The sequence below is a fragment of the Peribacillus sp. B-H-3 genome, from assembly GCF_048572925.1.
Classification (GTDB): domain Bacteria; phylum Bacillota; class Bacilli; order Bacillales; family DSM-1321; genus Peribacillus.
Map to the genome: position 1 here is coordinate 2,179,278 of NZ_CP183879.1, position 14,201 is coordinate 2,193,478.

Here is a 14,201-nt window from a genome sequence, read left to right on the forward strand (position 1 = left end):
AATGTAATATAATAACAATTTTTTTGAAAATAGGAGGGGCCAGTTTGTCATTTTCACTTATTCTCCTAATGGGTCTGATGATAGTTTGCATGAATACTATTTTTAGAAATAATCTGCTGTTGAAAAATTCATTTACGGATAATGCCATTTGCCTGCTGAGCAGGCAAAGTTGGTTTCAAGGACCTTGGCTGAGCGGATTGTTTTTATTTGCCGTAAACGCACTGCTTTTCAGTTCAGCGGTTCTTCTTTTTTATTCTCTTATCTTCATTCAAATTCCTTATTTCCATATTGCTGTGATGGGGTTTGCCGTTTATGTGAGCATATTAGCCTGGTTTTCTATAGGTAAGTCATTTGATGGGACAAGGAGAAATCAATTAAAAATGGGGCTTATAGGCAGCAGCTTTTATGTCCTTGTTTCTGCACTGATTATTTATAAAGAGTGTCATTTAAAACCAGTATACCCAGGTGATGATACATTCATGGCAGTCATAGGTTTACTTGCTGCACTTATTGTATCAGCTGTTGCGTTTATCGTTTGCTTAGTCTTTACCGCCTTTTCGGGAAAAAGAGGGAATGTCTGATTTTAAACCGGAAAGGTATATGTTAAATGAAGCTGATACTGTCTGAAGAATACCGATAGTAAGACAGGGAGATACTATGAAAAAAACTAAGGGTGTAGAAAATGACACATATCAATCAGTATTTAAGTTCATTGGCTCATAATTATTTCCTGATTTCTATTGCCGCTGTTGTGTTTTTTACAATTAAGGCAATAGCGGCTTATTTATCATATCGCCACTACAATAAAAAGCTGAAGTTCATTCAGGACACACTGGAAGAATTGAACATCAAAGTAACAGAGGTGAAAAAAGATTAGACAAAATGAGAAAATGGTGAAATGTCTAAACTGGAGCCTATAGAGCTGGCTAAACAGATTAAGTGATATTTTAACTGATTTTCCCGCATAACAGCCTGGCTCCTATTATTCATTCTGTGATAAATGAATGAAGCACTTTCTGCATTTAACATTCATGAGTTTAGGTTCATTCTGCCAAGGAAGAAAAGCTATTCGATTAACCTTGACCCCGATAGAGAACTTGATAAACCAAGGTATTCTTTTCCTCCTTAATCTCACATTTGTATAAAACATCCAAGTTGGACAGCTATCTAATGTAAGATTTCAGCGGCATTACACCAATTATTGTTCCAGATTATTGTTTTAAACCTTCCTGTTTCATTTTATTTTGTTCGAATATACCTTTGAAACCAGAATAACCTGTCCGGATTTTTTACGCTTTACGCGGTGCTGCTTTCTTTATTTCTGTATGTATCAATTCAGCATTGATATGCCAATTTATATCGAGATCAACAATCAAATGAGGAGTTTTCATACATCCTCTACGTACCTCTCCCTGGGGAAAGTGTAGAGTGCCATTATTCAATTTACTACTATCGATAAACATCATATTTTGTCCTGTCAAGGTGATTTGCCGGATAAATGGTATGGGATATGTAAAAAGAACAATAAATAAAAATTTATTTTCAGGAATAAATCTTAAATTGATCATCCATAATGATTAGAAGTTTAACTGATGCGAAAATTATGGTAAGATAGGGAAAAATAAAATAAGGCAGTGACGGTGTTGGTACATGAAAAATCAAAGCTTATAGTGATCATTGGACCGACGGCGGTAGGCAAAACAAAATTAAGCATAGAACTTGCCCGCCGCTTTAATGGGGAAATAATCAGCGGTGACTCCATGCAAATTTATAAGAGTATGGATATTGGTACCGCCAAAATTACAGAGGAGGAAAAAGAGGGTATCCCGCACCATCTCCTCGATATCAAAGAACCTGAAGAACCTTTTAGTGCAGCTGATTTTCAAGAAATAGCTTCAGAAATAATTCGCGATATCCATAGTAGGGATAAAATACCAATTATTACAGGGGGGACTGGTTTATATATCCAGTCAGTACTGTATGACTACCAGTTTTCTGAGGCACCGCAAAATCCTGCTTACCGAAAAGAGCTTGAAGATGCAGCTGCCGAAAAAGGAAATGATTTTGTTTATGAAAAGCTCCTGGCAATAGATCCTGAAAGTGCCGAAAAAATACATCCAAACAATATACGGAGAGTAATCCGGGCTTTGGAAATTCATCAATGCACCGGCCAAACAATGAGTGATCAGTTAAAGAAACAGGAATTTGAACTGAAATATGATACAGCCATAATTGGTTTAATCATGGACCGTGAAAAGCTGTACAGCCGGATTAATGATAGAGTGGAAATGATGTTGGAGAATGGCCTTGAGGAAGAAGCTCGCCGCTTTTTCGATGACGGACTGAAAAACTGCCAATCCACTCAGGCAATCGGATATAAAGAGCTGTTTGGATATTTTGAAGGGACATGCACGCTGGAAGAAGCTGTAGATGCTTTAAAACAAAATTCAAGGCGCTATGCTAAACGGCAGCTTACTTGGTTCCGAAATAAAATGGATGTTGATTGGTTTGATATGACAGATCAGGAAAATCTGCCGAAAAAAATAGAGGAAATAACAGCATTTGTTGCAGGAAAGCTATCAATAAAAGCGAATTAATAAAAGATAGAGAGAAAAGAGGAGGATTTAACATGAAGCAATCCGTAAATATTCAGGATCAATTTTTAAACTCATTAAGAAAAGACGGTATCTTTGTTACCGTGTTTTTATTAAACGGATTCCAAATTAGAGGCCAAATAAAGGGATTTGATAACTTTACGGTACTATTCGAATCTGAAGGAAAGCAGCAATTAGTATTCAAGCACGCAATTTCCACATTTGCGCCACAGCGTAACGTTCAGATTGACTTTGAAGCTAAAGAATAATGACATAAAAAAGACAGGTTTTGTTACCTGTCTTTTTTTATGTCTAAGGATACTTTTTGGCAGATCAAATAATTTAATATTCACTGACACATTGTATGACTCCTCAAAAACCAATTGTTTTTCAAACAAAATATACTGTTATCAATCCCTAAAGAATATATATAAATGAAGGAAATATTTCTTGGGAAAGCGCAGGAAATGACATTCTCCTTAAAAACCCGTGTAAATCATGACAAAATATGTCGGAAATGCATTCATGTACATAAACAAAGAGAGAATATTGTCCGCTTTTGTCTTGAAAACATGAAATGCTACTTTGATTCCTCATTAATTTGAGCGAAGAGGGCATTGGAAATATGGCGGCAGAGGAAGAAAACGGTTTATAAAGAGGTGAAAGATTTGGATCAGCCTATCCGGATGAAAAATAACGGGCAAATAAATATTGTTTTAAGCGGTGAAAAGAGAAGAACTCAAATAAAAGAGCCGCCGGTCAGGGAAATACAGGAAAAGGATTTTCCGGTTCAGCATATTGCTTTAAAAGAGATTGAAGAAGAGATGGGCGCTCTTGTCGGCATGGAAGAAATGAAGCGGATGATTAAGGAAGTGTACGCCTGGATTTATGTGAACAAAAAGAGAGAAGAGCGGGGGCTGAAGGCTGGGCGGCAGGCACTTCATATGATGTTTAAGGGAAACCCCGGCACAGGGAAAACCACTGTGGCAAGGTTAATAGGAAAGCTTTTTCAAAAAATGGATGTGCTGAGCAAAGGGCATTTAATTGAAGCAGAGCGGGCAGATCTTGTTGGGGAATATATCGGGCATACTGCACAAAAAACCCGGGATTTAATTAAAAAGGCGCTGGGCGGGATTTTATTTATTGATGAAGCATATTCACTGGGGCGGGGCGGAGAAAAGGATTTTGGAAAAGAGGCAATTGATACTCTCGTAAAGCATATGGAAGACCGGCAGCATGAATTTATTTTAATCTTAGCAGGGTACTCAAGGGAAATGGATTACTTTCTAACCTTAAATCCTGGCCTTCATTCACGTTTTCCGCTCGTGGTGGATTTCCCGGATTATTCTGTGGATCAGCTGCTTGAAATTTCCCGGCTTATGCTCAGTGAAAGAGAATATATAATGAACGGTGATGCAGAACGCAAATTAAGGGAGCACCTCTATGTGATAAAATCCTACCGCAGCCTGACATCTTTTTCAAATGGAAGGTATATCCGCAATGTCCTGGAAAAATCAATCCGTGTCCAATCTATGAGACTTCTCATGGAAGACTCATATGAGCGCAATGATTTGCTGACATTGAGAAGCCAGGATTTGGTCTTTCCGGAGGATGAAGAATAAGGAAGGTCTTTGTAATGGCAAAAGGTATTTTCTGACCCGGGCAGCCAGAGCCTTCTGCACATTAATGAAACGAGGTTTCCGAGTGGGGCATCTAACATTTTCACGGCAGGAAAAATTGGATTAAGGAAATGACTCTTTATGTGATGATGTATGTGCTGTGCTGTTGATGAAAAACTTTGTTTACGCCTTTTTAATCACCATACTAAATAAGGTGCTTTCACTGTTGGATTAATCAGTCGAAAGCACCGTGCTCTGTGTGCGCCTCAAGAGAAATGCTTTTAGGGGAGCGGGGCGCCATTTATTTGGCAAGGGACTTCAGTTGTTTATTCGGCAGTTTCCATTTGTATATATACGAACATACTCTTAACAGGGTTACTAATATGAAAAGGGCATATAGCTGCCATGCACTTTGGGCAAATCCCATTCCGATAACTGCGCCGATCAAAATGGCCCATACTGCATAGATTTCTTCCTTGAATACAAGCGGTTTTCTCCCAGCGAGCAAGTCGCGTACAATTCCGCCCCCGCTGCCTGTAAGTACAGCAGCAACAATAACTGCGCTGATTGGGTGTTGCATCCGGACAGCGAAAAGTGCTCCCTGGATTGCAAATGCGGATAATCCGATTGCATCCGTTAAATTCCCCCATCTGTTCCAATGTTTAAGCAGATTTGAGGGAAACAGAAAAACGGCCGTTATTGTTAAAAAAGCGATGGTGAAGTACATGCTTTGATTCCACAGGGCAGAAACAGGAACACCGATCAATAAGTTACGGATCGCACCGCCTCCAAAAGCGGTCACTATCCCAAGGGTATAGACCCCCAAGATATCATATTCTTCTTCCATAGCGATTACAGCACCGCTAATTGCAAAAGCTATCGTGCCAATTATACTTAAAACTTCCCAAGTCATAGTAGTACCTCGATGTAATCTTCATAATTTTTTAGCCAAATAAGATTTTAGCATGTTCAGAAAGATTTACAATGCTTTTGGTGAATTTTTTCGTTCACAAGCGCACATTAAAATAGGATAAAAAAAACTTAACAAGTTGTTTTTCCAAGCAGTATGCTTGAATTTTGTGTTGATGTATTTTTTTGGTATGATGAAGAAAAGCAAAAAGGAAGAGGTGCCTCGCTTGGAAAAAAGAGAATATGAAAAGGTAATTTTAATAGGGTGCCAAACAAATGAGGATGATGACCGATATCACTATTCACTGGAGGAATTATCTTCATTAACAAAGACTGCAAATGGTGAAGTGCTGGCAATAGTCACTCAAAAAAGAGACCGCATTCATCCATCTACATATATAGGTAAGGGCAAAGTTGAAGAATTAGCAAATCTGGAAGAAGAAATGGAGCCCGATCTTTTTATTTTCAATGACGAATTATCTCCAAGTCAAATCCGGAATTTATCCAAAGAACTTCAAGCAAGAATCATAGACCGTACCCAGCTGATCCTGGATATCTTTGCACAAAGAGCCCGCTCTAAAGAAGGAAAGCTTCAGGTGGAGCTTGCACAGCTGCAATATCTGCTGCCAAGGCTTGCAGGCCAGGGTGTATCTTTGTCAAGACTCGGAGGGGGAATTGGGACAAGAGGGCCAGGGGAAACAAAACTTGAAAGCGATAGAAGACATATCAGAGGGAAAATTGATGATATCAAAAACCAGCTCAGTACAGTTGTGAAGCACAGGGAAAGATACCGTGAAAGAAGAAAACGCAATAAGGCTTTTCAGGCAGCGATTGTGGGCTACACCAATGCAGGAAAGTCCACCTTGTTCAACCGCCTGACAGAAGCGGGATCTTTTGAGGAGAATTTATTATTTGCCACACTTGATCCTATGACAAGAAAGGCAGTCCTTCCAAGCGGATTCAACATACTGATGACGGATACAGTCGGTTTCATTCAGGACCTGCCAACATCTTTAATCGCTGCATTCCGTTCTACACTTGAAGAAGTGAAAGAAGCGGATGTCCTGCTGCATGTAGTGGATTCATCAAGCCCGGACTATTTTAATCATGAAAAAACAGTAAATTATCTTCTTGCTGATTTAGAGGTTCATAATATCCCGCAGATTACCATTTATAATAAACGTGATCAGCAGCATCCTGATTTCATGCCGCTTTCCAAAGAAACATCATTGGTGATTAGCGCATTTGATCAAAATGATTTAAAATCAGTACTGTCATCCATTGAAGAAACCGTGATCGGCCAGATGGAGCCTTATCATGTTTACCTGCCTTCTAGCGAAGGAAGACTTTTATCACAGCTGAAGAATGAAAGTATCCTGCGCTCTCTTTTGTTTCATGAAGAAGACGAACAATATGAATGCAAAGGCTATAGCCTAAAAGACCATCCTTTGACCGGCCAGCTGGAGAAATATGCAAAATAAAGGAGAAACATCATGTATCAACATCTGAAAAACGGAAGCATCCTGCAAAACCTGGCAGATGAAATGGAAGGAAAAATAGCTCCCTTGAAGCATGAAGCGGCCAATAGAGCTGAATCCAATCAGTTTCGGGTGCTGCAAAGCTTTCAAAAGCACAAAGTAAGTGATTCTCATTTTATCCCTTCAACAGGATATGGATATGATGACGCGGGCAGAGACACACTTGAAGAAATATATGGAGAAGTTTTCGGAGGAGAAGCAGGGCTTGTAAGGCCACAGATCATCTCTGGAACACATGCTATTTCCATTTGTCTCTTCGGTGTTCTTAGGCCGGGAGACGAGCTTCTATATATTACCGGTAAACCTTACGATACTTTAGAGGAAATTGTGGGTATAAGGGGTAATGGAACTGGATCGCTGAAGGAATTTCATATCGAATATAATACTGTTCTTTTAAATGAAGAAGGTAAAGTGGATTATGAGGAAGTCAGGAAAGCAATAACTCCAAAAACCAAAATGATTGGAATTCAAAGGTCCAAGGGCTATGCTACAAGGCCCTCGTTCACTATCAGCGAAATCAAAGAAATGATTGATTTTGTTAAAAACATTAATCCAGATCTTGTGGTATTTGTAGATAACTGTTACGGGGAGTTTGTGGAAGAAATGGAGCCCTGCCATGTTGGAGCAGATTTGATGGCTGGTTCTCTTATCAAAAATCCCGGAGGCGGCCTTGCCAAGACTGGAGGGTATATTGTCGGGAAAAAGAAATGGGTGGAGGCCTGTTCTTACCGTCTTACCTCCCCTGGAATAGGTGCTGAGGCAGGAGCATCCTTATACAGCCTTCAGGAAATGTATCAGGGCTTCTTTCTTGCTCCCCATGTGGTTGAACAGGCTTTGACAGGGGCTATGTTTACCTCAGCGCTTCTTGAAAAACTGGGGATGAATACTTATCCTAAATGGGATGCCAAAAGGACGGACCTGATACAGTCTGTGCAATTTGATGATAAAGACAAAATGGTTGCCTTTTGCCAGGCTGTACAATTTGCTTCGCCTGTTAATTCCCATGTTACGCCATATCCCAGCTATATGCCAGGTTACGAAAATGATGTTATTATGGCTGCAGGCACCTTCATTCAGGGTGCAAGCATAGAACTATCTGCAGATGGTCCAATAAGGCCTCCTTATGTGGCTTATGTTCAGGGAGGACTAACATACTCACATGTGAAAATTGCTGTACTCACAGCTGCAGATTTCTTAATCGAAAAAAATCTGCTGAATATCGAAAAATAAATGAAGAAACATAATCCGGAATAAAAAGATTAAACATCGGCCCCTTGCCGGTGTTTAATCTTTTTAAGGAAAATACTTCGAAACATAATTTAAAACTCATGTTAGAAAACATAACATTTCTTTGACATTTTTTCTTACATATAATATGATATCTATATGAAGAATATCAAGGAGGATCCGAAATATGAGCGGCAACAGCATTCGGCGTTCTATGCCTCTATTTTCAATCGGAGTTGTCATGCAGCTGACGGAGTTGTCTGCGCGCCAAATTCGGTATTATGAAGAGCACCAATTAATCACTCCTGACAGAACAGAAGGAAACCGCCGTCTTTTTTCGCTAAATGATATCGACAGGCTCCTGGAAATTAAGGAACTATTAGAGCAAGGTGTCAATCTTGCAGGAATTAAAAAAATATTCGCAGTTAAAGAAGAAGCCCAGTTTCAAAAAGAAATGATCAATCAAGATGAAAAACCAAAGCGCGATTTAAGTGATGAAGAATTAAGGAAACTCCTTAGAGCAGAACTGACTCACGGCGGCAAATACCGCACAAGCCTCAGGCAAGGCGATATGTCCCGTTTTTTTCATTAATTTAAATAAATCTTACTTTATATGACTTGAGGAGGAATTTGACAATGGCAAAGTTTACACGTGAAGACATTAGCCGCTTGGCAAAAGAGGAAAATGTAAAATATATCCGTCTGCAATTTACGGATATATTGGGAACGATTAAAAATGTTGAAATTCCTGTCAGCCAATTAGAAAAAGCTCTGGACAATAAAATGATGTTTGATGGATCTTCTATCGAAGGATTTGTCCGTATTGAGGAATCTGACATGTACTTATATCCTGATTTGGATACATGGGTAATCTTCCCTTGGACATCTGAAAAAGGTAAAGTGGCACGCTTGATCTGTGATATTTATAATACAGATGGCACACCTTTTGAGGGTGATCCCCGTGCAAATCTAAAAAGAATTCTTGCTGAAGCAAGAGATTTAGGATTCACAAGCTTCAATCTTGGACCAGAACCGGAATTCTTCTTATTCAAACTCGATGCATCCGGCGAACCTACTCTGGAACTGAATGATAAAGGCGGATACTTTGATTTAGCGCCTACAGATCTTGGTGAAAATTGCCGTCGTGATATCGTGCTTGAGCTTGAAGAAATGGGCTTTGAAATTGAAGCTTCACACCATGAAGTGGCACCTGGACAGCATGAAATTGACTTCAAATATGCGGATGCCATTACTGCTTGCGACAACATCCAAACGTTCAAGCTTGTGGTAAAAACCATTGCACGCAAACACGGATTGCATGCAACCTTTATGCCTAAGCCTTTATTTGGTGTAAATGGATCTGGTATGCACTGCAACGTTTCTTTATTCAGAGAGAAAGAAAATGCTTTTTATGATAAAAGTGGAAAACTGGAGTTAAGTGAAACTGCAGAGCAATTTATAGCAGGAATCATCAAGCATGCTCCAAACTTTACTGCGGTAACCAACCCTACAGTAAATTCATTTAAGCGGCTTGTGCCTGGATATGAAGCACCATGTTATGTAGCGTGGTCAGCTAAAAACCGCAGTCCGCTAATCCGTATTCCAGCTTCTCGCGGAATCAGCACACGTGTTGAAGTAAGAAGTGTCGATCCGGCTGCAAACCCATACCTCGCACTGGCTGTACTTCTTAAAGCAGGCCTGGACGGTATTAAAAACCAATTAACACCGCCAGCCCCAGTAGACCGCAATATCTATGTGATGACAAAAGAAGAGCGTGAAGAAGTAGGGATCATCGACCTTCCAGCTACTCTTTATGCAGCACTTGAAAAGCTGAAAGAAGATGAAGTGATTTGTTCCGCTCTTGGTGAACACTTGCTTGAACATTTCATCGAAGCAAAAGAAATTGAATGGGATATGTTCCGCACTCAAGTGCACCCATGGGAACGCGAACAGTATATGAGCATGTATTAATACCTAAACCCCTTGACACCAATTTGTGTTAAGGGGTTTTTGTTTGTTGTTTTGGTGGTCAGTTTTATTGTCAAAATGCTAACTGACCACATTTTGACCACCAATATTTAATGGATTTAATTTATTTAACAAGCCAAACATAATTCACTTTAGTAATGCTAACAGATGTGTTAAGAGAATAAGTCATTCAAGAGAGCAATTTTTTGGTCTCTTATTCTTATTGGAGCCTGAATGGTCGATTAATTCATCATCACTCTTTCCAGTATAAAATTGGGCGCATCGTAATCAGAAGAGGATTAAAGGTCCATATGTACCGCAGCTGCAAATCGCAGTGGGCAATGGATACAGCTGAGGAGGATAGAACTTCATTAAAAGGCTCAATAATATAGTTCGAGTAAAGCCGTGCCGTATCAAAGCTTAGTCAGTCTTCTGGAGATTTCTGGGCTTGGATCCTTTTTCCTGATTCAATTTGGGAGTAATAGCTCCTGTCGATAAAAGCAGCGGATACGACTTCTCCCGGAAACATGTTTTTTTTCTATCGTAATTGTAATAACCATTTTCTCATTGTAACCACCTGAAACTTTTCATCTCTTTTTTCTATGATTATAAACCTGGATGAAATCAAAATAATACTAATAATGTGATTTAGTCAAAAAATGAAAAATTCACTTTATCTTTATGTTTCAGGAGATAAAGCGGTTTTTCAGGTTGAATTTACTCTCCTTATAAAAAATTGGTCTTTGTAAGAAATATTTTTAGCATACTTAATCCTATGTGTGGAACAATACAACTGTATTAAGGATAAAAAAGGAGGGAAATCAAAATGAGCCAACAAAAATTGGCTGCCCATGAGTCATTGGATTTACATGAGGCCATTAACTTTAAAACGCTTTGTATCGCCAAGTCTAAATTAATGCAAGGACTGGCCTTTGATGATGATCTTAGGAATTTAATGAAAAAAGATGTTACACAATCGATACAAGATCTGACTGAATTGCAGTCCATCTATGAAAGAGCACCTTTTCAAGCTCCTGTTCCTCAAAATCGCCCAACCCCCATCATTAATGGAAAGGAAGGAACCATTCATTGAATAATGATTATTTGGACCCGATAAACTCGCTGCATATGCCTGAACTAGCAGACACCACTTTTGCCATGGACTTTCTTCTTCGTGCCAAGGAAGGCGTTCGCAACATAGCTGTAGCATTAACCGAATCCGCATCACCTGATGTTCGAGCTGCATTAAGAAAACAATTGATGCAGGGCATTGCGATGCATCAGGAAATATCTGATTTGATGATTGAAAAAAAATGGTTCCATCCTTACGAACTAACAGAACAGTATCAATTGGATCAGCTTTCGGCCAACAATACGATTAAGATTGGCAAAATGAACCTGTTTCCCGTTGAAACCAATCGAAAGGGCATGTTCGATCGGACACCTGATGAACATTAACACTGGAGGTTATATAGTATGAAGGCGGTAACGTATCAAGGGATAAAAAATGTTGTTGTGAAAGAAGTGCCAGCCCCTAAGATTGAAAAACCAGATGACATGATTATCAAAGTAACCAGTACAGCGATATGTGGTTCTGATTTGCATTTAATTCATGGTATGATCCCTAACCTGCAAGAGAACTATGTCATTGGACATGAACCGATGGGAATCGTTGAAGAGGTTGGTCCTGAAGTGACTAAAGTAAAAAAGGGAGACCGCGTAATCATTCCATTTAACATCGCATGCGGTGAATGCCGTTTCTGTAAAGACAATTTGGAAAGTCAATGCGACAATTCAAATGATAATGGAGATATGGGAGCCTATTTCGGATATTCCGGAACAACTGGCGGTTACCCAGGCGGGCAAGCGGAATATTTGAGAGTTCCTTTTGCCAACTTTACTCATTTTAAAATCCCGGAGACCTGCGAGGAACCTGATGAAAAGTTAGCGGTTATTGCGGATGCGATGACCACTGGTTTTTGGAGTGTTGATAATGCGGGCGTAAAGGGCGGGGATACCGTTATCGTTTTGGGATGCGGTCCCGTGGGACTTTTTGCACAAAAGTTTTGCTGGCTAAAAGGGGCGAAGCGGGTGATTGCAGTCGATTATGTGAATTACCGCTTGCAGCATGCAAAACGGACAAACAAAGTTGAAATTGTGAACTTTGAAGATCATAAAAATTGTGGAGAATACTTGAAGGAAATCACTAAGGGCGGTGCGGATGTAGTCATTGATGCTGTTGGTATGGACGGAAAAATGACCGATATGGAGTTTCTTGCCAGCGGATTAAAACTTCACAGTGGTGCATTGGGTGCATTTATCATGGCGACCCAGGCCGTCCGAAAAGGTGGCAATATCCAGGTAACCGGCGTTTATGCGGGGAAATATAACGGTTTTCCATTTGGAGATATTATGAACCGCAATGTAAATATTCGCTCAGGACAAGCACCTGTTATTCACTATATGCCTTATATGTTTGAACTGGTTTCTACAGGAAAGATTGATCCGGGAGATGTGGTCAGCCATGTCCTGCCGCTCAGTGAAGCAAAGCGTGGCTATGAGATTTTTGACACCAAAACGGATGATTGTATAAAAGTCGTCTTGAAACCTTGAGGAAGGAGGATTGAAAAATGAACTATGCCTTACACGAAGTTCTTGAGGTTCAAGAAATGGCTGCTTTTAAAACAAATTGTTTAACCAAATCTAAAACAATGAAAGCGCTGGTTAGTGACTCAAGGCTAAAGGAAATTATGCAGCAAGACATTGATCTTTCCACCAGACAGTTAGAAGAATATACCTCTGTTTTATCTAATGCAAAGCAATCGTTAGGAGCTGAGTACAATTGAATTCAATCATTGAAAACTTAACAGGAATGGATGCACTTTCCGACCAGATTGTTGCGATGGACTTATTGATTGCGGCAAAAAGTGGAATTAGAAATTACGCCATGGCTGTTACGGAAGCCGGAACACCTGAAGTCAAAGAAATGTTAACTCGGCATCTGGATGAAGCTATTGAGATGCATGAACAAGTTTCCGGTTATATAGTGGAAAAGGGATGGTATCACGCTTGGGATACGAACGAGCAAATCCAATTGAACTTGACAAATATGAAGACTGCTTTGGATTTGCCAACACTATAGATCATGTAAGGAACAGTTTATCGAATAAACTGTTCCTTATTTATTGTCAGTATGCAGGAGCAGGCAATTCATCTATGTGTATGCGAAGCAAACTATACGGCTTTTCTCGCAGATCCCTTCCATAATGAAACCGGGCCTGCCGGTGTAATTGGTTCACAATAATATATAGGTATTGATCCGGACCAATCGAAAACGTATCCGGCCATAAAATCCGCGGGTCATGTGCAATGGTTTCCATGTTTCCGTTCGGCATGATCTTTCGTATGCTGTTGTTTTCATAATCCCCTGCATAGACGTTTCCTTTCGCTCCGGTGATCATTCCGTCAGATGCCCCTTTTTCTCCCCTATACTCCACACGGAAAAGTAAGTCCTTCTCCGGTATTGTTCTGTCTCTCAGGGCTTTTGTTGAAATGGAGAACAGATGACGGCTAGTTAATGGACAAAAAAATAATGTCTTACCATCTGCAGATATCGCGATACCATCAGACGCCAGTTGGAAGGGAGAAATGGAGCCGTCTATATTTCGGTTCATCAGTATGTTACCTTCTACTTTTGGCATAAGATAGGAATCGGGTGATGTAGGTGGGGTTCCACTTAACCGTCTGAATGCTTTTCCGGTATCTAAATCCACAACAATGATCCCTCCTGGGCCTTTGGAGGATGAATCTGTAATATAGGCATAACCGGCTTTTCCTACGCGAAAATCAAAGCGAACATCATTCAAATATGTGGTTGGCAGGATTACTTCTTCTGTAAAGGTATACACATTTCTGATTGTATTTGTTTTTAAATCAACAGCGACCAGTTTTGCCCCCCCTTTAATTGGTTCAGAAAAATTGGGTGCTGCTGTATCCAATACCCAAAGTGTTCCCCTTCCATCGGCCACTACACTTTGGACACTGATAAATGACATAGCATCGTTTGCCGGGTTAGCCAAATTTGTTTCTAAATTTGGATAGGGCTGCAATTGGTCCCCTGCAATTTCCGCCACCGTAAATTTTACGTCATCTCCCCATTTCGGAAAGCACACGAAAATACGCCCGGTTTCTGACTCGGTAACGCCTGTAGGCATAGCCCCATAAAATGAATGAACGAGTTCAAACTTACCGAAATATTTTTCCATTGGCAGCATAAAATTCATCCCCCTCATCCGATTTGAATGCAGTTTTTCTTGTGCTTGGCAAAAAACATTGACGGAACACTT

Annotated in this window: 16 protein-coding genes; 14 read left to right on the top strand and 2 right to left on the bottom strand. The window is 40.0% G+C overall.

Annotated features, from left to right (window positions below):
• The first annotated feature begins 44 nt into the window (after window positions 1-44).
• The 5 genes from ACN6MY_RS10735 to spoVK all read left to right on the top strand — a co-directional run bounded on the left by ACN6MY_RS10735 (window position 45) and on the right by spoVK (window position 4,216).
• The gene (locus ACN6MY_RS10735) at window positions 45-581 is read left to right on the top strand and encodes a hypothetical protein (protein ID WP_419883911.1); all 537 of its coding nucleotides are present in this window, start codon (window positions 45-47) and stop codon (window positions 579-581) included.
• Window positions 582-682: 101 nt separating this feature from the next.
• Window positions 683-877 (top strand): hypothetical protein, encoded by a 195-nt coding sequence (locus ACN6MY_RS10740; protein WP_419883912.1) that lies wholly within the window; start codon window positions 683-685, stop codon window positions 875-877.
• A 766-nt stretch (window positions 878-1,643) separates the two neighbouring features.
• Window positions 1,644-2,597, top strand: coding sequence for a tRNA (adenosine(37)-N6)-dimethylallyltransferase MiaA (miaA, locus tag ACN6MY_RS10745; protein WP_419883913.1), 954 nt, complete (start codon window positions 1,644-1,646; stop codon window positions 2,595-2,597).
• Between the two features lie 32 nt (window positions 2,598-2,629).
• A complete protein-coding gene (gene hfq / locus ACN6MY_RS10750; protein ID WP_071350667.1) occupies window positions 2,630-2,863 on the top strand; it encodes an RNA chaperone Hfq in 234 nt (77 codons plus the stop codon).
• A gap of 399 nt (window positions 2,864-3,262) precedes the next feature.
• Window positions 3,263-4,216 (top strand): stage V sporulation protein K, encoded by a 954-nt coding sequence (spoVK, locus tag ACN6MY_RS10755; RefSeq protein ID WP_419883914.1) that lies wholly within the window; start codon window positions 3,263-3,265, stop codon window positions 4,214-4,216.
• A gap of 298 nt (window positions 4,217-4,514) precedes the next feature.
• Here the strand turns inward: spoVK and ACN6MY_RS10760 are convergent, their stop codons facing one another.
• Window positions 4,515-5,126: a trimeric intracellular cation channel family protein gene (locus ACN6MY_RS10760; protein WP_419883915.1), complete on the bottom strand. Its 612-nt coding sequence runs from the start codon at window positions 5,124-5,126 to the stop codon at window positions 4,515-4,517.
• Between the two features lie 223 nt (window positions 5,127-5,349).
• Between ACN6MY_RS10760 and hflX the strand changes: the two genes are divergently transcribed.
• The 9 genes from hflX to ACN6MY_RS10805 all read left to right on the top strand — a co-directional run bounded on the left by hflX (window position 5,350) and on the right by ACN6MY_RS10805 (window position 12,997).
• Window positions 5,350-6,603, top strand: a complete 1,254-nt coding sequence (hflX, locus tag ACN6MY_RS10765) for a GTPase HflX (protein WP_419883916.1) — start codon at window positions 5,350-5,352, stop codon at window positions 6,601-6,603.
• Between the two features lie 12 nt (window positions 6,604-6,615).
• The gene (locus ACN6MY_RS10770) at window positions 6,616-7,890 is read left to right on the top strand and encodes an aminotransferase class I/II-fold pyridoxal phosphate-dependent enzyme (protein ID WP_419883917.1); all 1,275 of its coding nucleotides are present in this window, start codon (window positions 6,616-6,618) and stop codon (window positions 7,888-7,890) included.
• 184 nt (window positions 7,891-8,074) lie between these two features.
• Entirely contained in the window at window positions 8,075-8,479 is a 405-nt protein-coding gene (locus tag ACN6MY_RS10775; protein ID WP_419883918.1) for a MerR family transcriptional regulator, read from the top strand.
• Window positions 8,480-8,523: 44 nt separating this feature from the next.
• Entirely contained in the window at window positions 8,524-9,858 is a 1,335-nt protein-coding gene (gene glnA, locus ACN6MY_RS10780) for a type I glutamate--ammonia ligase (RefSeq protein ID WP_419883919.1), read from the top strand.
• Window positions 9,859-10,681: 823 nt separating this feature from the next.
• Entirely contained in the window at window positions 10,682-10,948 is a 267-nt protein-coding gene (locus ACN6MY_RS10785; protein ID WP_419883920.1) for a spore gernimation protein GerQ, read from the top strand.
• Entirely contained in the window at window positions 10,945-11,313 is a 369-nt protein-coding gene (locus ACN6MY_RS10790) for a spore coat protein (protein WP_419883921.1), read from the top strand. The genes ACN6MY_RS10785 and ACN6MY_RS10790 overlap by 4 nt, the downstream gene beginning before the upstream one ends.
• Window positions 11,314-11,331: 18 nt before the next feature.
• Entirely contained in the window at window positions 11,332-12,468 is a 1,137-nt protein-coding gene (locus ACN6MY_RS10795) for a zinc-dependent alcohol dehydrogenase (protein WP_419883922.1), read from the top strand.
• 17 nt (window positions 12,469-12,485) lie between these two features.
• Window positions 12,486-12,701: a hypothetical protein gene (locus tag ACN6MY_RS10800; protein WP_071350657.1), complete on the top strand. Its 216-nt coding sequence runs from the start codon at window positions 12,486-12,488 to the stop codon at window positions 12,699-12,701.
• Window positions 12,698-12,997 carry a spore coat protein gene (locus ACN6MY_RS10805; RefSeq protein WP_419883923.1) on the top strand — a complete coding sequence of 100 codons (300 nt, stop codon included), beginning with the start codon at window positions 12,698-12,700 and terminating at the stop codon, window positions 12,995-12,997. The genes ACN6MY_RS10800 and ACN6MY_RS10805 overlap by 4 nt, the downstream gene beginning before the upstream one ends.
• Before the next feature lie 46 nt (window positions 12,998-13,043).
• Here the strand turns inward: ACN6MY_RS10805 and ACN6MY_RS10810 are convergent, their stop codons facing one another.
• Window positions 13,044-14,138: an L-dopachrome tautomerase-related protein gene (locus ACN6MY_RS10810; RefSeq protein ID WP_419883924.1), complete on the bottom strand. Its 1,095-nt coding sequence runs from the start codon at window positions 14,136-14,138 to the stop codon at window positions 13,044-13,046.
• Window positions 14,139-14,201 lie beyond the last annotated feature (63 nt).

Coding starts and splice junctions, on each gene's coding strand:
- ACN6MY_RS10740 (WP_419883912.1), top strand. CDS start 683: ATGACACATATCAATCAGTATTTAAGTTCATTGGCTCATAATTATTTC.
- hfq (WP_071350667.1), top strand. CDS start 2,630: ATGAAGCAATCCGTAAATATTCAGGATCAATTTTTAAACTCATTAAGA.
- ACN6MY_RS10760 (WP_419883915.1), bottom strand. CDS start 5,126: ATGACTTGGGAAGTTTTAAGTATAATTGGCACGATAGCTTTTGCAATT.
- ACN6MY_RS10770 (WP_419883917.1), top strand. CDS start 6,616: ATGTATCAACATCTGAAAAACGGAAGCATCCTGCAAAACCTGGCAGAT.
- ACN6MY_RS10775 (WP_419883918.1), top strand. CDS start 8,075: ATGAGCGGCAACAGCATTCGGCGTTCTATGCCTCTATTTTCAATCGGA.
- glnA (WP_419883919.1), top strand. CDS start 8,524: ATGGCAAAGTTTACACGTGAAGACATTAGCCGCTTGGCAAAAGAGGAA.
- ACN6MY_RS10785 (WP_419883920.1), top strand. CDS start 10,682: ATGAGCCAACAAAAATTGGCTGCCCATGAGTCATTGGATTTACATGAG.
- ACN6MY_RS10795 (WP_419883922.1), top strand. CDS start 11,332: ATGAAGGCGGTAACGTATCAAGGGATAAAAAATGTTGTTGTGAAAGAA.
- ACN6MY_RS10800 (WP_071350657.1), top strand. CDS start 12,486: ATGAACTATGCCTTACACGAAGTTCTTGAGGTTCAAGAAATGGCTGCT.
- ACN6MY_RS10810 (WP_419883924.1), bottom strand. CDS start 14,138: ATGAATTTTATGCTGCCAATGGAAAAATATTTCGGTAAGTTTGAACTC.